We start from the raw sequence: 17,516 nt of genomic DNA on the forward strand, positions 1-17,516 counted from the left end.
GATAGGACGATTGAGGACATTGCAAGGCTTTGCAATCGGGCAGCCTTGCAGAGTCAGGACGGCAGACGAATTGGTTCACACATGAGAGGTCTTCTCAGATGAAGGTCGTGCTTCTTGCAGGCGGTCTTGGCACTCGTATCTCAGAAGAATCCGCGCTGCGGCCGAAGCCGATGATCGAAATCGGAGGACGGCCGATCCTCTGGCATATCATGAAAATTTACCTCGCGCATGGTCTCCGCGACTTCGTCGTTTGCTGCGGTTACAAGGGGTACATGATCAAGGAGTACTTCGCAAACTACGCGCTGCACATGTCCGACGTGACCTTCGACATGGAGACCAACTCCATTGAGGTGCATCAGAAGAAGGCCGAGCCGTGGCGCGTCACGCTGGTGGATACCGGCGAGTCGACCAACACCGGCGGACGGTTGAAGCGCATCTCCGATTACGTGCAGGAAGACTTCTGCATGACGTATGGCGACGGCGTCGGCTCGATCAACATCACCGAGCTGCTCGCCTTCCACCGCCAGCACGGCAAGCTCGCGACAATGACCGCGACGCAGCCTCCCGGCCGCTTCGGCGCCGTGAAGATCGAGGATCATACGGTGACGTCGTTCCTCGAAAAGCCCACGGGCGACGGCGCCTGGATCAATGGCGGCTTCTTCGTGCTATCGCCGAAGACGCTGGAGCTGATCGAGGGCGACAGCACGATCTGGGAGCGGGAACCGCTCGAAACGCTGGCACGCAGCGGTCAATTGCAGGCATTCTTCCATCGTGACTTCTGGCAGCCGATGGACACACTGCGCGACAAGAACCACCTTGAGGAACTCTGGCAGTCTGGCAAGGCTCCCTGGAAGGTCTGGTCGTGACTCCGCGCGAATTCTGGGCGGGCCGCCGCGTCTTCCTGACGGGCCATACCGGCTTCAAGGGAAGCTGGCTGTCAATCTGGCTGAAGGACCTCGGCGCGAACCTCACCGGATTTGCGTTACCGGCGCCGACCAAGCCGAGCCTGTTCGAAGCGGCAGACGTTGCGTCCGGGATGAATTCGATCATCGGCGACATCCGCGATGCGGATACGCTTATCAACGCGATGCGCGATGCGCGGCCGGAAGTCGTTATCCACATGGCGGCGCAGCCGATCGTGCGGCTGTCGTACGAGCAACCGATCGAAACCTATTCGACCAATGTGATGGGCCTCGTTCATATGTTCGAGGCCGTGCGCAAGTCGCCGGGCGTGCGGGCCGTGGTCAACGTCACCAGCGACAAGTGCTATGAGAACAAGGAATGGGTTTGGGGATACCGCGAGACCGAAGCGATGGGCGGTCACGATCCCTACAGCAGCAGTAAGGGCTGCGCCGAGCTCGTCACCACGGCCTATCGCCGCTCGTTCTTCAATCCAGACACCTACAACCAGCACCGCGTCGCGCTGGCCAGCGCGCGCGCGGGTAACGTCATCGGCGGCGGCGACTGGGCGCGTGACCGACTCATTCCCGACATCATGCGCGCCATCGAAGCGAAGCAGCTGGTGCGGATCCGCAATCCGCATGCGATCCGTCCCTGGCAGCACGTGCTGGAGCCGCTCAGCGGATATCTGAATCTGGCGCAAAAACTGTTCGAGGCGGGGCCGGCCTTTGCCGAAGGCTGGAACTTTGGGCCGTCCGAGACCGATGCACGCCCGGTGCAATGGATCGTCGAACATCTGACACAAATGTGGGGCGATGGTGCGGGCTGGCAGCTCGATCAGCAGGACAATCCACTGCACGAGGCGCACTATCTGAAGCTGGATTGCTCCAAGGCCCGGTCGGAACTTGGATGGAAGCCGATCTGGAGCCTGGAACAGGCGCTCAGCCGGATCGCAGATTGGCACAAGGTGGCTTTACAGGGTGGTAGTGCGTATGCCAAGACACTCGCGCAAGTGCGGGATTATCAGGAAGAGCTTGGGTTCTAGGCTTCGATTGCGTCGGGGAAAATCATGAATAAGCGCGAACGGGAAATGCTCGAAATTCTGAAGAAGCTGCGCCAGGAGTATGGTGCGGTTTCCGTCAAGGCGGAGTTCGAGGCGGAGGGTACCCGCACGGACGAATTACTTCGCCTGATTGATTTGGCGCGTCGCGCCGATCTCAAAATCGGTCTGAAGATCGGCGGCTGCGAAGCGGTGCGGGACCTGATCGAGAGCAAGCAGTTCGGCGTCGAGTACATCATCGCGCCGATGGTTGAGACTCCCTATGCGCTGAAGAAGTTTATCGACGCGAAGAACAAGGTCTATACGGCCGAGCAGAAGGAAGACACGAGCTTCCTCGTCAACATCGAGACCATCACGAGCTTCAACAGCCTCAACGAGATGGCCAAGGTCGCGCAGGTCAAGGACGGCATCCAAGGACTCGTGTTCGGCCGCGTTGACTTCGCGGGCTCGAACGGTCAGGACCGCTCGGTGATCGACAGCGAAGGCGTCACCAACTACGTGCTCAAAACCGCCGCGGTGTCCAAGGCCGCCAAGCTCGAGCTGGTTGTCGGCGGTGCGATCGGCATCGACTCTATTCCCGAGCTGAAGAAAATGCGCGAGGTTCACCTCACCCGGTTCGAAACCCGCAAGGTGATCTTCGGCGCCGACGCGCTCTCGAATCCGAAGATGGCCGAAGGTCTCAAGAACACGGTGAACTTCGAGCTCCAGTGGCTCAAGAACAAGCGCGACTATTACGGCGAGATTCAGGGCGAAGACGCTGCGCGCATCGAGATGCTCGACAAGCGCTGGGAAAAGATCAAGGGCTAAGAGACGCCCGTCTCTCTGCTCAAGGCAAACGTCATGAATACCGCCGGATTTTCCGTTGCCGTTTTCGGAGCAACCGGCGCGATCGGTCAGGCGATCTGTCACTGGTACCAGGCGCGCGGCCATCATGTTGTAGCGATCGGTCGCACGTCGTCGGTTCCCAAAGCCGCCGACAGCACGCAGCGGATTAATTGGGACATCGGTTCACCGGATCGCTTCCCTGAAGCTCTTGCATCGCGACGACTGAATGCCGTGGTCTGGGCCCAGGGCATGAACTTCAACGACGACATCTTTTCGTTCGACGCCACCGAGCATCAGCGGATCTATTCCGCGAACGTCGTGTTCGTGCTGGAAAGCCTTAAGACGCTGCTGAAGGACGAACTGCTGGCGCCAAAGGCGCGGCTGTGTGTGATCAGCTCGATCTGGCAGAACATTGCCAAGCAGAAGAAGATGTCCTACGCCATCACCAAGTCTGCGCTCCAGGGCCTGGTGCAATCTCTATCGATCGATCTCGGAAGCTCGGGGATCCTGGTCAACGCGGTCCTGCCGGGCGCGCTCGATACGCCAATGACGCGGGCGAATTTGAGTGCAGACCAGATCGCGCGTCTTGAGCACATGAGCCCGCTTGGAACACTGCCGTCGCTCGACGACGTCTGCAACTTGGTAGGGTTTCTGTGCTCCGAGGCAAATACCGGCATCACCGGCCAGTTCATCGCTGCGGACCGAGGCTTCTCCCATGCAAGAATCATTTGAGATAGCGGCATCGACCGGTAGCTATCCCGTCACCGTCGGCCAGAACCTGTTCTCGCAGATCGTCACCGAAAATCCCGACGCGATCTACATCATCGACAAGATCCTCGAGCCGCGGCTGCCGGCGAACATCAAGAAGCGCATCGTGATCGAGGCGCTGGAGAGCAACAAGTCGCTCGAATTCGCGCCGCACGTGATCGGGGAATTGCGCAAGCTCGGCGCCGACCGAACCAGTCATCTGTTCGCGATCGGCGGTGGCATCATCCAGGACATCACCACCTTCGCCGCATCGATCTACATGCGCGGCGTCGATTGGACTTACCTTCCGACCACGCTGCTCAGCATGGTGGACTCCTGCATCGGCGGCAAATCGTCGATCAACGCCGCCGGCTACAAGAATCTCGTCGGCAACTTCTTTCCGCCCAACAACGTTGTGGTCGACGTCTCCTTCATCGACACGCTGGACGCGGAGATGATCGTCGGCGGCCTCTATGAGGCCGGCAAGATCTGCTATGCCAGCGGCTATCAGGGCTTCCTCGACTATCTCGCCCAGGAACCGGCGCGCGCGATGACCGCCGAGCGGGCCCAGCGCGTGATCCTGAAATCGCTGCGCACCAAGAAGTGGTTCATCGAGGTCGACGAGTTCGACCGCAAGGAACGCCTGCTGCTCAATTTCGGCCACACCTTCGGCCACGCGATCGAGGCCGCGACGGAGTTCGCCGTCTCGCACGGCATCGGCGTCGGCCTCGGCATGCTGGTCGCCAACGAATATGCCAAGCGCCATGGCAACCTGACGAGCGACGGACAGAAGCGCGCCGATCATCTTGCAAGCCATGTCAGGGCGCTGCTCGGAAACGGCGCGTCGTCCTGTCTGCCGCGGGGCATGCCGACGATCGATCTTGCCCTGGTGATGGACAAGTTCGATTACGACAAGAAGCATCGTCCCGGCTTCTACCGCACCATCGTGCCCACCGGCGACGGCGCTCTCGAGCTGATCTCGGTGCCGAAGACCGACGAGACCCGCCGCAACATCGTTGCGGCCTACGAGGCTGCGCTCGGCGACATCCCCTGGCCGTTCGCCAAATTCGAGCGCGCCGCGCTGGCGTCGTAACGTCCGCACACACTTCACAGGCCAGACATGACAGCTCCGTCCGAGACGAACGCAGGTTCCGATTGGTCGCTGACGAGCGACCTTGAATTCGTCACCGAGGCCGTGGGCAAGGAGGTCTGGGCCGAGCTGAAGGGCGCCAGCATCTTCATGACCGGCGGCACCGGCTTCATAGGCTGCTGGCTGCTCGAATCCCTACGCCACGCCGACATCAAGCTCGGCCTCGGCCTCAACGTCATCGTGCTCACGCGCAATCCCGCCGCCTTCCATCGCAAGGCGCCACATCTGGCCGGCTACGAGAGCTTCCGTTTCGTCGCCGGCGATACTTCGGACTTCGCGAGCCCCGACGGCGCATTCTCGCACGTGATCCACGCGGCGACCGACGCCAGCGCCGAGCTCAACGAGAAGGACCCGCGCCAGATGTTCGGCACGGTGGTCCAGGGAACCCGGCGGGCGCTCGATCTGGCGGTGGAAAAACAGGCAGGCCGCTGCTTGTTTCTGAGCTCCGGCGCAGTCTATGGGCGGCAGCCCTGGGAGATGATCCAGGTCGGTGAGGACTGGATCGGCGCGCCCGACTGCACCGACCCGAAGAATGCCTATGCGGAAGGCAAGCGTGCCGCCGAAATGCTGTGCGGCATCTACCGCAAGCAGTTCGGCCTAAACGTCACGATCGCCAGAATTTTCGCCCTGCTCGGCCCTTACCTCGCGCTCGACATTCATTTTGCCGCCGGCAATTTCATCCTCGACGCCATGCGCGGCCAGACGGTCGTGGTCCAGGGCAATGGCCAGCCCTGCCGGTCCTATCTCTATGCATCCGATCTAACCGTCCAGCTGCTCCACCTGCTCGTCCGCGGGGCGCCCGGCAAAGCCTATAATGTCGGCTCGGACGAATCGATCTCGATCAAGGAACTGGCGGAACGGACGTCCCGGCTGCTCGGGACGGGCGAGGTGAAGGTGCTGGGCACGGCCGATGCGGGCTGGAATCCGGGCCGATATGTGCCCAAAACCGACCTTGTGACCAAAGAGCTGGGCCTGTACAGAACTGTGACATTAGACGAGGCGATCCGCCGAACGGCCCTCTGGCACGGATGGAAACCGAAAAAATGATGAAGTTATCGGACTGGGTAGCGCAGAAAGTCGCCGAGTTGGGCGTTCGCCACGTGTTCATGGTCACGGGCGGCGGTGCCATGCACCTCAACCACTCGTTCGGCAGCCACAAGCAGCTCGAAGCGGTCTTCAACCATCACGAGCAGGCCTGCGCGATGGGCGCCGAGGCGTATTATCGCCTCACCAACCGCCTCGCCGTCGTCAACGTGACCTCCGGACCCGGCGGCACCAACGCCATCACCGGCGTCTACGGCGCCTTCGTCGATTCCATTGCCATGGTGGTGATCTCCGGCCAGGTCAAGTTCGAGACCACGGTCCGCAGCACCGGCCTGCCGCTGCGCCAATACGGCGACCAAGAGCTCGATATCGAGGAGCTCATTCGCCCCATCACCAAATACTCGGCGATGGTCACCGATCCCAAGACCATCCGCTATCACCTCGAGAAGGCCTTCTACATCGCGACCTCGGGACGTCCGGGTCCTGTGTGGCTCGACATCCCGCTCGACGTCCAGGCTTCAAAGATCGATCCCGATGAACTGCAGGGCTTCGATCCCTCCGAGCTCGACGAGCCCTGGAAGAAGACCGACCTCAACGCCGCCTGCAAGGCCATCCTCGAGAAGGTCGCCTCCGCCAAGCGCCCGGTCGTGTTCGCCGGCGGCGGCGTGCGCCTGAGCGGCCAGCACGATGCCTTCCTCAAGGTCATCGACAAGCTCGGCATTCCCGTGGTCACGGGGTGGAACGCGCATGACGTGATGTACGACGCGCATCCGACCTATGTCGGCCGGCCCGGCAGCCTCGGCGATCGCGGCGGCAATTTCGTCGTCCAGAACTCCGACTGCCTGCTTGTACTCGGCAGCCGGCTGAACATCCGTCAGGTCAGCTACAACTGGAAGACCTTCGCCCGCGAGGCCTACAAGATCTGGGTCGAGATCGACGAGGTCGAATTCAAGAAGCCGTCGGTGAAGCCGGACATGCCGATCCTGGCGAGTCTGACCGACCTGCTTCCGGTCCTTGCCGAGATGCCCTATGCGGGGCCGACCGAGGCGCACCGCACCTGGCTGGCCTGGTCCAAGGACAAGCAGGCGCGTTTCCCCGCCGTGCTGCCCGAGTACTGGAACAACCAGCTCGTCAATCCCTACTGCTTCATGAAGAGCCTGTTCGACGAGCTCGACGAGGACCAGATCGTCGTCACCGGCAACGGCAGCGCCTGCGTGATCAGCTTCCAGGTCGCCGACATCAAGCGCGGCCAGCGGCTGTGGACCAATTCCGGCTGCGCCACCATGGGCTACGATCTGCCGGCAGCGATCGGCGCCTGCAAGGCCTCTGGCGGCAAGCCCATCGTCGCCCTCGCAGGTGACGGCAGCATCATGATGAACCTGCAGGAGATGCAGACCATCATCGGCATGAACCTGCCGATCAAGATCTTCATCCTCAACAACAACGGCTACGTCTCGATCTTCCAGACGCACCGCAACTTCTTCAACGGCGTCGAGATCGGCGGAGGACCGAAGAGCGGCGTGAGTTTCCCCGACTTCGAGCCGCTCAGCAAGGCGTTCGGCTTCCCGTATACGCGTTGCTCGCGCCACCAGGACATGGCCGAGGCGATCAAGAGCACGATGAGCGTCGACGGTCCCGCGGTGTGCGAAATCATGCTCGACGAGAACACCAAGTTCGAACCGAAGCTGGGCGCCAAGGCGCTCCCGGACGGCCGCATCGTGTCGCCGCCGCTGGAAGACCTCTCGCCGTTCCTGCCGCGTGACGTGTTCCGCGACAGCATGATCATAGATACGATCGAAGAGTGATGGTGGCTTCCGTGCGCTCGCAGGCGTGGGATGCTTTGAAGTATCTTCGTCAGCACGAGACGAAGATCCGCTTCCTGCTTGCGGGTGCGCTGAACACCGCCTTCGGCCTCGCGGCCTATCCGAGTCTGTTCTTCCTGCTCGCTCCGCTCAAGCTGCACTACATGGTCGTGCTCGGAATCACTCAAGTCACCTGCGTGACATTCTCCTATTTGACCAACAAGTTTCTGGTGTTTCGCACGAGCGGCAATTACCTTCGCGAGAGTGGGAAGTTCGCCTCATTTCATCTCGGCTATTTCCTCCTGAACCTGGTCGCGCTGCCGTTTCTCGTTGAGGTCATGGGTGCCTCACCGGTCTGCGGGCAGACGTTTTTCGCATTTGCGGTGGTGGTCACCAGCTATTTCTGGCACAGCAGGATCACGTTTGCCGCTGCACCGACGAGCAAAGAATGATCCAGAACGGCTACCTCACAAGGCACTGCCCGATCTGCGGCAGCAAGCCGCCGGCCAAGCCGGAAATCTCCTCGGAGGTCCCCGCCGAGACCAAGGACTTCGAGTCCCTGGTTCCCTATTGGAACGGGTTCTTCAAGAACAAGGTCTTCTTTTCCTATTACCGCTGCGAGACCTGCGGACTGCTCTACACGCCCACATTCTTCACCGGGCCTCAGCTCGAGCAGCTCTACGCGCAGATGCCGCCGAACATGGACGTGGTGCCGCTCGATTCGCTCGAGCGCACCCAGCGCGGCTATTTCGACATACTGAAGTCCGCAACGCCCCTCAAGGGCGGCTTCATCGAAGTCGGCCCGGACGTCGGCCTGTTCACCAAGAACTGCGTCAAGGACGGAGGCTTCGACCAGTATTGGCTGTTCGAGCCCAACCGCGACGTCGAGCCGGCCCTGAGCTCGACGATGGGCGCTGCGAAATTCCACATCATCCACGACATGTTCGGCTTCTCACAGGTCCCAGACGGTGCCGCGTCGGTGGCCGTGATGGTTCACGTCATGGATCACCTGCTCGACCCCGTCGCGACCTTGCGCGAGCTGCGGGGAAAACTCGCCGCTGGCGGAAACATCATGCTCGTCACCCACGACGAATCCTCGCTGCTTCGCCGCGCGATCGGCTGGAAGTGGCCCGCCTTCTGCCTCCAACATCCCGAGATCTACAATCTCGATACCATGCGCAAGCTGTTCGAGGCCGCAGGCTATGACGTCGTAAAGCAGGCCAAGACGGTGAACTACTTCCCCGTCGCCTTCCTTCTCAAGCAGCTGTTGTGGGCCTTAGGGCTCAGGGTCAGTTCCTTTCCGAGCTTCGGACAGATCGCCATCGGGCTCAAGCTCGGCAACATGCTGACCATTGCGACCCCGAAGAGAGCCGTCTAACATGGCTGACCGCAAGCTGCTCAGCATCGTCACGCCCTGCTACAACGAGGAAGACAACGTCGACGAGCTCTATCGCCGCATCAAGGCCGCGATCGCCAGCGAGACTGCCTACGATTTCGAGATCATCTTCATCGACAATGCGTCGAGGGACGGTACGGTCGCCAAGGTGAAGACGCTCGCCTCGCTCGATCCTTCGGTCAAGCTGATCGTGAACACGCGCAATTTCGGCCACATCCGCTCGCCCTATTACGGCATCACGCAGTCGAGCGGCGCGGCCACGATCTATCTCGCCTCCGACCTCCAGGATCCGCCCGAGATCATTCCCCAGTTCATCCGCGAATGGGAGAACGGCTACAGGTTGGTGATGGCGATCAAGCCCGTCAGCAAGGGCAACGCCATCGTCCACTCGCTGCGCAAGAGCTACTACCGCTTCCTCGACGGCATTTCGGACATCTCGCTGCTCAGCGACTCGACCGGGTTCGGCCTCTACGACAAGGAAGTTCTGGACCACGTCCGCGAGATCGCCGACCCCTATCCCTATCTGCGCGGACTGATCTGCGAGCTCGGATACGAGATCAAGACGATCCCGTTCGAGCAGCCGCGCCGGTTGCGCGGCATTTCCAAGAACAACATTTACACGCTCTACGACATCGCGATGCTCGGCATCGTCAGCCATTCCAAGGTACCGATCCGCATTGCCGCCTTCTTCGGCTTCCTGATCGGCTTTCTCAGCATCCTGGCCGCCCTCGGCTATCTTGCGCTAAAGCTGATGTTCTGGGACGACTTCCCGTTCGGCCTCGCCCCGATCATGATCGGCGTCTTCTTCCTATTCGGCATCCAATTGCTGTTTGTCGGCATCATCGGCGAATACATCGGCTCAATCCACACCTACGTGCAGCGCCGGCCGACCGTCGTGGAAAAAGAAAGGATCAATTTTTGATCCTGCCCGCCAGCAGCAAGCGAACGACGCCTCTCCTTCTCGCATGTTGTGTCGTTCAGCTGGCGGGATGCGCGTACTACTGGCTGTTCTTCAAGGAGAACGGCTATCTTCCCTCGCCGTTCGTGTACGACAAGGCCGATACGTTCATGGATCTGTTCCATACAATGTATTGGGCCGACGAGTCCGGCCGCTACACGGCCTGGAGTTCGGTCTACCCGCCCCTCAACTTCCTGTTTCTGAACGGCGTGAGATGGTTGATGTTGGGCAGCGCGCACGAGTCGGATGCGTTCAACCTGCGCGACTCGGCGCAGCCCTTCTTCCTCTACGTCCTTGCCGCCTACGCCGTCGCTGTCCTCTTCATCTTCCGCGACGAGTTGTGGCGTGACTTCACCCGGCCGCAGAGGGCGCTGATTTTCGTCGCGGTTCTGTTCTCCCCACCGATCCTGTTCACGGTGGAACGCGGCAATCTGATCATCTTCGCATTGGGATTTCTCGCGCTGGCGCTGTCGAGTCGCGGCTGGGTACGGGTATTCGCGATCGGCATGCTGATCAACATCAAGCCGTACTTCGCGCTCTATCTGATCGCCTTCGCCGTGACGCAGAGGCCGAAGGAACTGGTCTCCTCCACCCTGATGGCGGCGGCCATCTATCTCGTCACCGGTATCGTCCTCGACGCGCAATTCCTCACCTTCGTGACCAACCTCTTCCAATTCTCCCAGGAGTTCAGCCTGTTCTCGCCGCGCGAGCTGCTCGGCCTGCCCTCGAGCGTCTCGGCCTTCAGCTCCGTGCTGCGGCTCTACCAGTACAGCGGCGGCAGTCTGTCGATCGCCGGCTTCGATATCGATGCGATGGCCGGCCTGATCGAAGCCGCAAAATGGGCGTTGATCCTCGCGCTGTTCATCTCGCTCTGGCGCGCGAGGGAACGTCTCCCCGTCGAGGCCACACTTGCGGCTACGACCGTCGCGATCACGAATCTCGGTGTCTGGGTCGGCGGCTACTCGTTCATCTTTTATGCGTGCCTGATACCGATCTTCTGTCGCCTGACCTACAGCAGGATCTATCTCGCCTGCGTCTGTGTGATCCTTTTGCCGATCGACGTCATCACGCTATTCAATGAGAATCTCGGCAATCGCTACTCGTTTCTTTCCGACGCGACGGTGCCTATCTCCTTTCAACTGACTATCGGCGCCTTCGTGCGTCCCGTCATCAATCTGTTCCTTCTGTTCGTCATGACGATCGAGATGCTGACGAACCGCTCATTTTCGATGCCGCAAAGTCTGACAGATGCCCGCTTGGCGGTCGACGATCCTTCGTCGCCGCTCGCCACCTTCCAACACGACGTACTCACGAGGCCGGCATGACCGATCTGCCAGAGGTCAACTCGAAACCGATCTCCATCAGGAGAATCGCGATGATCGTCCTGGTGGCCGCCATTCTCGGCACCATGGCCGGCGTTGCGGCCACGCGCCTGACTGCCGCAAGCAACCAGGCGATCGCCATCATCAGCATCGGGCGGCAGGATCAGGCCGGCCAACCCGCCTACATCGAAGAACCATTCGGCCTGATCGAACGGATCAAGTCGAGCGGATTTGCCAAGACGGTGTCGGCGCGGGCCGGCATTTCCGAGCTGTCCACCCAACTTCCTGCGCGGCAATATGGCGGCGGTGGCGCGCTTGAAGCCCGTACCCTCAGGGATCTCGGACTGATCGAGATCAGGATCAACCTGCCGCATGCGGAATCGGCGCAAAAGGCCATCTCGGCCGTCGTCGACCAGCTGCTTGCCGACCACGAGGCGAACGCCGCTGCACTGGGTGAAAACATCCGCTCGGCCTTGCCGCTGGTCGAGAAGGGCGTGTCGCAAATGGTTGAATCGCGCGACATGATCACCAAGCGCCTCGCAAATCTGCCACAGGATGGACAGACCGATGAGGAGGCCACGCGCCTTCGTTCCGCCCTTGCCTTGACGGAAAGCGGACTGAGTTCACTTGTGAACAGCGCAAAGGATCTGACGATCCTGGCGGCCAACGTCCGAAAGACCCAGATCGTCGCCGCTCCGACCGTGACGACGACCAGTGCCAGCGCGTTCTATCGGATCGTTGCGATGGGCACGCTGGCGGGTGTGGTCATCGCATTTCTCCTGCTCCAATTGTTCCCAGGCCTTTTCCGCGCAAACCACCCCAGCGGTATGAAACCTGCCTCTCGCTGACATATTGCGGAACGCCTGTCACGGCTCTGCTGCGCCAGGAGTATGAATTTCGCGGCACGGACCTTGGCAGCCAAGCGATCTGGGCACCGTCGCTCGCGGAAGAAGACAGCCTCGCAGCCAAATCGGTCACGACGGAGACCCGGTCGTACGCGGCGAGCGTACTTTTCCGGTTGTCGAATAACCCATAGCTCCACATTCAATCTCCAAGTGTAGTTTTAAAGGAACACACAACTGTCAATAAAATGCCGATCAAACCGCAAGACGCCAAAAGACCTGAAGCAACAGGCCGTAGCATCTTTGAAGATGAGATCGCCTGCTGTAAGAGCAATCGTGCGCATGCGGGTTTTTCCCAACATTCGGTTCTCCCGAGCGGTTCAAGAGCACAGGCAGCGCTGAGGCGATGACTTCATGACGGTCTCTGAAAAAACGGCCAGTGCATACGGCGCCAGCGGCCGGTTGCACAGAGACCCGATCCTGATCCTGGTCCTGGTTCTTGTCGCCATCGGCCTGCTCTCCAAGCTCACGCAGGGGCGGGAGCTCGTCTCGGACAGCCTGATCTTCAATCAGTCGATGATCTTAGGCAAGAGCCTGTCCGAGCAGCAATCCCCGATCGAGCTGGGAGCCCTCGAAGCAAGGTTCCCGGCGCTGAAGTTCGATCTCGACTTCAAGGTCGCGGATGCAACGGGCCATCCCAATTTGCTCCAGACTGACACCGTCAATCAGGGCCTTCGCCTCGAGCTGAGTGGCCGCGTTCTCGCGCTCATTGTCGGCAGTCCACGTGATGGCGTGCCATATCAGATCTCCCCCATTTCCACGAACCTGTCGACCGGAACATGGCATCATCTGACCCTTCGCACGTTGATCGGGCGCTACATCGACGTCACGCTCGACGGCATCCTTCGCGGCATCGTGCGGGTGGACAAGCCCTTCTCCCTCCAGGACATCAGGATTGGCGCCGGGTTCGACGACGCAAGACGCTTCCAGGGCGAGTTGAAGAACATTCAAGTCTCGGCTGGGTCGTCATTCCTGTTTCGCGTGTGGTTCTCGATCGTGGATATTCGATTTGCCTGGTACCTTGGCCTATTCGCCATCGTCCTCCTGCAGAGGTTCTTGGCGCATCATCCTCTACTCTACGCCCCCGCGAGCGTCGACATTCGGCAGGCAGCCGTCCTAAGAAGCCGACTGCAGCAGATTCCGCAAACCTTGCTGCCGTTTGCGCTGATATGTCTGGCTGTGCTTCTGAACGTGAGCGCCTGCCTGTACTCGGCTGTGGTCCGCCACTTCCTCCAGGAATCCGAAATCGTCACGCAAACACTCCTGCCGGGTTTCGAGCGGTTGGAGGGGGCGCCACCGTTCAACTCGACGCTTCTCCTCTTCCTGCTCGTCCAGATGTCGCTGGTTGGCACTCTGGCCATTTTCTGGGGTGCGACGCTTCTTCTAGCACCGAAGCTCGATCGCATCCCTCGCAGGCTGGTTGCGGTCGCCTGCGGTTTGTCCGCGGCTCATCTGCTGATCACCCATGGCATTTCGTCGAAGGTCCTCGTTGCCTGCGCGACCCTCATCCTGCTGGCCGCAATCATGCCTTGGCCCTATCTGGCCTTTACGCTGGCGAGAACGCCGATCCTGGCGACATTGACGGTGACGCGGCGCAGCTATCGGTCGCTGCAACTCGCCGCCGCTGCGATCAGGCCTTTCTGGGCCGCCGCGACGCCGGTGATCGCCAGGCTTTCGGTGCGCAACCTAGCGCGCGTCCGTCGCGGAGTTGCCCTGGTCGCGGGGCTGCTGCTGTGCGCCGCTCTGGCGTGGCCTGTCCTTGCGGCCTGGTATCCGGTCGTCATTCCCAACGACTATGTGGAGGCGGCCGACCATTTCCGTCTCAGGACACCGTCAGGGACGATCGACATCAGCAGGGACCAGATATCCGACTGCGTCGGCAAGATCGACGTGAAGAACAGCACGGATGAGGCCTCCTCGCCGAAAGGGCCGTCACCGACGTTCAGTTGCGGCGGAGTCACCCTTTCGGTCGACGAATGGAGCCGTTTCCAGGACTCGCTGGCGACGACCGCCAACTGGCAGGGAGAGGTCGGGCGCACGCTGTTTCATCACTCCTACATTTTCGTGCCGGCCCAGCATCTCCTGACCTACGGAATCGATCGGGCCGTTCCTTATCTCTACGGATACGGCAACACGCTCCTGCACGCCGCTCTGATGCGGCTTGACGGCGGCTCGTCGCTGAGCTCCTATTTCTCGACGTTCCCGATTGCAGAGTTGATGGGCCTTGTCGCAATTGCCTTTCTGGTTCTGCTCGTCACCCGCAACGGCTGGATGGCTGTTGCGGCCTTCGCGCTGTCGCTCGCTGCGTTTTACTCCATCACCTATGTCCCGGTCTTCCTTGCCGCGAGCTTCAGCCCGGTGCGCTATCTGGGCCTGCTGCTCCAGCTCGCGTCAATCTACTTATGTTGCAGGAATCCGACGAGCCTCCGGGCGCAAATGCTGCTGCCGCTCACCGCGGCCGCCTCGCTGTTCTGGAATAAGGAGTTTGCGCTTGTCGGCCTCGTCGGCCAGGGACTGCTGACGGTTGCCCCCCTCATGCAACTGACTCTGGCGCGGCGGATCCTCCTGGTCGGATCGCTGGTGGCGTGTGTCCTGGTTTATCTCATGCTGTTCTGGACCTCGCCCGACATCATCAGGACGGTTGAGCTGTCGTTCTTCAATATCGGCATGCCCTTCATGGGACGGAGGGACGCGGCATGGTTCTTTGCGGGCCTGATCGCGTTCGAAGCCGGTCTGTTCAGCCTGGCGCTGCTGTTTCCGAAGCCCGAACGCACACTGCGGCTGTGCTATCTGCCCGTGCTCGGCCTGTTGATCGTCAAGTACATCTACAACCCGTCGTCACCGCACCTCTATCTGGTTCACACGCTGCTATGGCCGGCGGTGCTGCTCTATCTGCCTCCGATCACGGCGAGGATGAGGCCCCTTATCGCGGTCATCGCGGTCTGCGTCGCCGCGATCGCCGGCGGCGCCTACAAGTCGGATGCCGCGGCGTTCCGGGCCCTTCTCATCGATGACTACGTGGTCAGTAACTGGCCCTCGCTGGGCGAATCCATAGGATTCGTGACGCCGGAGAAGTCGATCAGCGAACGGGTCGCGAGCATCCGTGAACAGATCGGTCCCAACGATACGCTGATCATTCTGTCACCCTACGACCAAGTCCTGAATTTCTACGTCAATCCGAAAACGCTCTGCGGCCATTTCGATATCTTGAGCAACCTCGCCAGCCACGCGATCGAGGATATCATCCTGGCCTGCGCGACCCGATCGCCCAATACGCTCATCGTCTATGATCGCGCAGCAGAGAGCCCGTGTCCGACAGGGTACCTTCAAGCCCAGTCGCGGTGCCCGCTGAGGGCAACAACGAAGGCCAACTTAACCGCGCTCAGAGACAAGTTGCTGCCCTCCGTCAAGCTCGTCGGATCAGACCAGAATCTGCTGTTCTACCGGCCGGGGATCGACGCCAACGAAGACAAAAGCGCTTCGCGCGAACAGTGAGCGGCAACAACTCAAAGCTGCGCGATACCTCGAAGGAACCTCACAGCTTGGCACAGCAGAGATCATCCATGCGGACGTCGGGATCGATCTTGTATATCGGCAGATAAATGCATCGCGCGAGCACATAGGTGGCGCCGAAGCTTCGAATGAATTTTTCCGGTGTCTTCGCGCCCGGATCCTTCGGATCGTAGGCAACACCGAGATAAGTGATCGGCATCAGGTGCGGATGGCCCTTCATCGCGTCGAACGTCATGTCGTCGATGAAGATGCGCGCTTCCTGTGGCCTGATGCCGCACTTGCCGACAATCTTCGTCACGTTCGATCTCACCGCATTCCAGTCCGTATCGAGGGGGATCGACGGTCCCGACCAGCCGGCGACGAATTTCGGCTTAAATTGAACGAGCACCAGGCTCGCCGACAGAACACACACTGCAAGGCTGATGCCACCGATGGGCCACAGCGCCAGTCGCATGAAACCTCGGATATGACCGAGTGCCATGGCATTGATGAGCACGAGTGCGAAGTTGATGTAGAAGGCGCGATAGAAGTTTGTCGGCACATCGATGAAGAAGAGGCCGAGATGCCCAGCGATGGCGAGGAACAGGTAGAGCTGTGGCACCGTCACCAATAGCAGCGCCTTGGCATGAACGGAGTGCTCATTCGAGACGAGGCGTCGAACGATCTCGATGCCTGCATAGATGAACAGACAGCACGCAATGAGCAGGTTGAGCACAACCAGCACCGAAATGAAGACATTAAACGATACATAAAGCGTCTTGCTCTTGTCCGTCTCCGTGCCCGGCAGATAGCCGTGCTCGTAGGTCGGTTCGAACAAGAACTGGTGTTGATATTTGTTGAGCTTGTCGGCGAGGTAGTCCGAGACGGCGCCTGGCCCTTCCTGTTTCGCGAGTCCTGGCAAGGTCATGACATCGACGAAGCGCTCGACACCAGGAAGGCCAGGACAGTTGAGCGCAGGGACTTTCGAGCTCACCAACGCGCCGGTTGCGATGCAAGCAACGCACAGTCCGGCGAAGATCCGCACCGTGATCAAACGCTGCTTGATGAAGAGTCCCGTTGCGATCAGAATACCGATCGGTGCGAGAACAAGGCTCTGCAAATGGGTAAAGAAGGCGAACAACCCCAGCACCGTTGACACAGCAAGGTACAGGCCGACAAGTATGGGATGTCTGTTGTCGCGCTGCAGAAGCGCATATCCTGCCACGCAGGCCGCGCCGTAATAAAGGAGAGCGGTCTCCATCCGGAACAGCACGAGCCCTGCCCCGGCCACGCCGATGAAGCCGGCAGTCACGAGCAACGTTGCTGCCGGAGCACGATCGCGACGAAGCAGCATCAAGGCGGCGGCCATGGCAAGAATGACGCCGACAGTCGGAATTTCCCGAATCAGCAACCACCCAAAGGAAAAGTCGAAAGCGGAGAAAGAGTAAGCGACCGGACGAAGCAGGAGCGGAATTCCCCGCGTTGTCGACAAGCACTGCGGAAACAGCAGGTATTCCTGCACGCCATCGGCGAGATATCGCGCCTTCAGAATGCGGAAAGCAACCTCGTCGGGGTAGAGCGGCATTTGCAGCCACTGCGCGAGATAGAAGACCGCGGCCCCGAGAACTGTCAGTCTGCACGCCCACAAAGAAAGAGACTGTTTCTTATTTAATTCGGATCCCATGAAGTCGTCCGTCCAACCAGTTACCACGTTCGCCGGCGACTTCGTCGCGCAGCTTCAACCGCCCAAATCGGACCTCTTGATAGCACGACCATGGCTTTACCGCTGAAACACCGCAAGATCAGGAGAATACTTCGATTTCCACCAAATAATCACGTTCCGAGACCGCAACCGGACCATATGCATAGGGTTGTTTTGCGGAATTTGGGACCGAAGGACAGCCGGCCGGATGGATAG

At 60.3% G+C, this 17,516-nt stretch carries 14 protein-coding genes; 13 read left to right on the plus strand and 1 reads right to left on the minus strand.

Annotated features, from left to right (window positions below; translation table 11 throughout):
• Positions 1-98: 98 nt before the first annotated feature.
• From rfbF to NLM31_RS29905, 13 genes are all read left to right on the plus strand, one after another.
• The gene (gene rfbF, locus NLM31_RS29845) at positions 99-866 is read left to right on the plus strand and encodes a glucose-1-phosphate cytidylyltransferase (RefSeq protein ID WP_254194596.1); all 768 of its coding nucleotides are present in this window, start codon (positions 99-101) and stop codon (positions 864-866) included.
• Complete coding sequence (gene rfbG / locus NLM31_RS29850; protein ID WP_254196294.1) at positions 857-1,945, plus strand: CDP-glucose 4,6-dehydratase; 1,089 nt, start codon at positions 857-859, stop codon at positions 1,943-1,945. The genes rfbF and rfbG overlap by 10 nt, the downstream gene beginning before the upstream one ends.
• A 24-nt stretch (positions 1,946-1,969) precedes the next feature.
• Positions 1,970-2,767 carry an aldolase/citrate lyase family protein gene (locus NLM31_RS29855; protein ID WP_254194597.1) on the plus strand — a complete coding sequence of 266 codons (798 nt, stop codon included), beginning with the start codon at positions 1,970-1,972 and terminating at the stop codon, positions 2,765-2,767.
• Positions 2,768-2,800: 33 nt separating this feature from the next.
• Complete coding sequence (locus tag NLM31_RS29860; protein WP_254194598.1) at positions 2,801-3,517, plus strand: SDR family NAD(P)-dependent oxidoreductase; 717 nt, start codon at positions 2,801-2,803, stop codon at positions 3,515-3,517.
• A complete protein-coding gene (locus NLM31_RS29865) occupies positions 3,501-4,625 on the plus strand; it encodes a 3-dehydroquinate synthase family protein (RefSeq protein ID WP_254194599.1) in 1,125 nt (374 codons plus the stop codon). Before NLM31_RS29860 ends, NLM31_RS29865 begins: the two co-directional genes overlap by 17 nt.
• A gap of 147 nt (positions 4,626-4,772) precedes the next feature.
• Positions 4,773-5,729, plus strand: coding sequence for an NAD(P)-dependent oxidoreductase (locus tag NLM31_RS29870; RefSeq protein ID WP_254194600.1), 957 nt, complete (start codon positions 4,773-4,775; stop codon positions 5,727-5,729).
• Positions 5,726-7,531 carry a thiamine pyrophosphate-binding protein gene (locus tag NLM31_RS29875; protein WP_254194601.1) on the plus strand — a complete coding sequence of 602 codons (1,806 nt, stop codon included), beginning with the start codon at positions 5,726-5,728 and terminating at the stop codon, positions 7,529-7,531. Before NLM31_RS29870 ends, NLM31_RS29875 begins: the two co-directional genes overlap by 4 nt.
• Complete coding sequence (locus NLM31_RS29880; RefSeq protein WP_254194602.1) at positions 7,531-7,980, plus strand: GtrA family protein; 450 nt, start codon at positions 7,531-7,533, stop codon at positions 7,978-7,980. The genes NLM31_RS29875 and NLM31_RS29880 overlap by 1 nt, the downstream gene beginning before the upstream one ends.
• Positions 7,977-8,906, plus strand: coding sequence for a class I SAM-dependent methyltransferase (locus tag NLM31_RS29885; protein ID WP_254194603.1), 930 nt, complete (start codon positions 7,977-7,979; stop codon positions 8,904-8,906). The genes NLM31_RS29880 and NLM31_RS29885 overlap by 4 nt, the downstream gene beginning before the upstream one ends.
• Position 8,907: 1 nt before the next feature.
• Positions 8,908-9,846 carry a glycosyltransferase family 2 protein gene (locus NLM31_RS29890; RefSeq protein ID WP_254194604.1) on the plus strand — a complete coding sequence of 313 codons (939 nt, stop codon included), beginning with the start codon at positions 8,908-8,910 and terminating at the stop codon, positions 9,844-9,846.
• On the plus strand, positions 9,843-11,207 hold the full coding sequence (locus NLM31_RS29895) for a glycosyltransferase 87 family protein (RefSeq protein ID WP_254194605.1): 1,365 nt from the start codon (positions 9,843-9,845) through the stop codon (positions 11,205-11,207). Before NLM31_RS29890 ends, NLM31_RS29895 begins: the two co-directional genes overlap by 4 nt.
• 62 nt (positions 11,208-11,269) lie before the next feature.
• A complete protein-coding gene (locus tag NLM31_RS29900; protein ID WP_254194606.1) occupies positions 11,270-12,052 on the plus strand; it encodes a hypothetical protein in 783 nt (260 codons plus the stop codon).
• 408 nt (positions 12,053-12,460) lie between these two features.
• Entirely contained in the window at positions 12,461-15,601 is a 3,141-nt protein-coding gene (locus NLM31_RS29905; RefSeq protein ID WP_254194607.1) for a hypothetical protein, read from the plus strand.
• A gap of 40 nt (positions 15,602-15,641) precedes the next feature.
• Here NLM31_RS29905 and NLM31_RS29910 read toward each other — a convergent pair whose 3' ends face one another.
• On the minus strand, positions 15,642-17,282 hold the full coding sequence (locus NLM31_RS29910; RefSeq protein ID WP_254194608.1) for a hypothetical protein: 1,641 nt from the start codon (positions 17,280-17,282) through the stop codon (positions 15,642-15,644).
• Positions 17,283-17,516 lie beyond the last annotated feature (234 nt).

The organism is Bradyrhizobium sp. CCGUVB4N, assembly GCF_024199945.1.
Classification (GTDB): Bacteria; Pseudomonadota; Alphaproteobacteria; order Rhizobiales; family Xanthobacteraceae; genus Bradyrhizobium.

What these genes read in the sequence shown, in the direction of transcription:
- rfbF (WP_254194596.1), top strand. Translation starts at nt 99, where the DNA reads ATGAAGGTCGTGCTTCTTGCAGGCGGTCTTGGCACTCGTATCTCAGAA.
- NLM31_RS29855 (WP_254194597.1), top strand. Translation starts at nt 1,970, where the DNA reads ATGAATAAGCGCGAACGGGAAATGCTCGAAATTCTGAAGAAGCTGCGC.
- NLM31_RS29860 (WP_254194598.1), top strand. Translation starts at nt 2,801, where the DNA reads ATGAATACCGCCGGATTTTCCGTTGCCGTTTTCGGAGCAACCGGCGCG.
- NLM31_RS29865 (WP_254194599.1), top strand. Translation starts at nt 3,501, where the DNA reads ATGCAAGAATCATTTGAGATAGCGGCATCGACCGGTAGCTATCCCGTC.
- NLM31_RS29870 (WP_254194600.1), top strand. Translation starts at nt 4,773, where the DNA reads ATGACCGGCGGCACCGGCTTCATAGGCTGCTGGCTGCTCGAATCCCTA.
- NLM31_RS29875 (WP_254194601.1), top strand. Translation starts at nt 5,726, where the DNA reads ATGATGAAGTTATCGGACTGGGTAGCGCAGAAAGTCGCCGAGTTGGGC.
- NLM31_RS29880 (WP_254194602.1), top strand. Translation starts at nt 7,531, where the DNA reads ATGGTGGCTTCCGTGCGCTCGCAGGCGTGGGATGCTTTGAAGTATCTT.
- NLM31_RS29885 (WP_254194603.1), top strand. Translation starts at nt 7,977, where the DNA reads ATGATCCAGAACGGCTACCTCACAAGGCACTGCCCGATCTGCGGCAGC.
- NLM31_RS29890 (WP_254194604.1), top strand. Translation starts at nt 8,908, where the DNA reads ATGGCTGACCGCAAGCTGCTCAGCATCGTCACGCCCTGCTACAACGAG.
- NLM31_RS29905 (WP_254194607.1), top strand. Translation starts at nt 12,461, where the DNA reads ATGACGGTCTCTGAAAAAACGGCCAGTGCATACGGCGCCAGCGGCCGG.
- NLM31_RS29910 (WP_254194608.1), bottom strand. Translation starts at nt 17,282, where the DNA reads ATGGGATCCGAATTAAATAAGAAACAGTCTCTTTCTTTGTGGGCGTGC.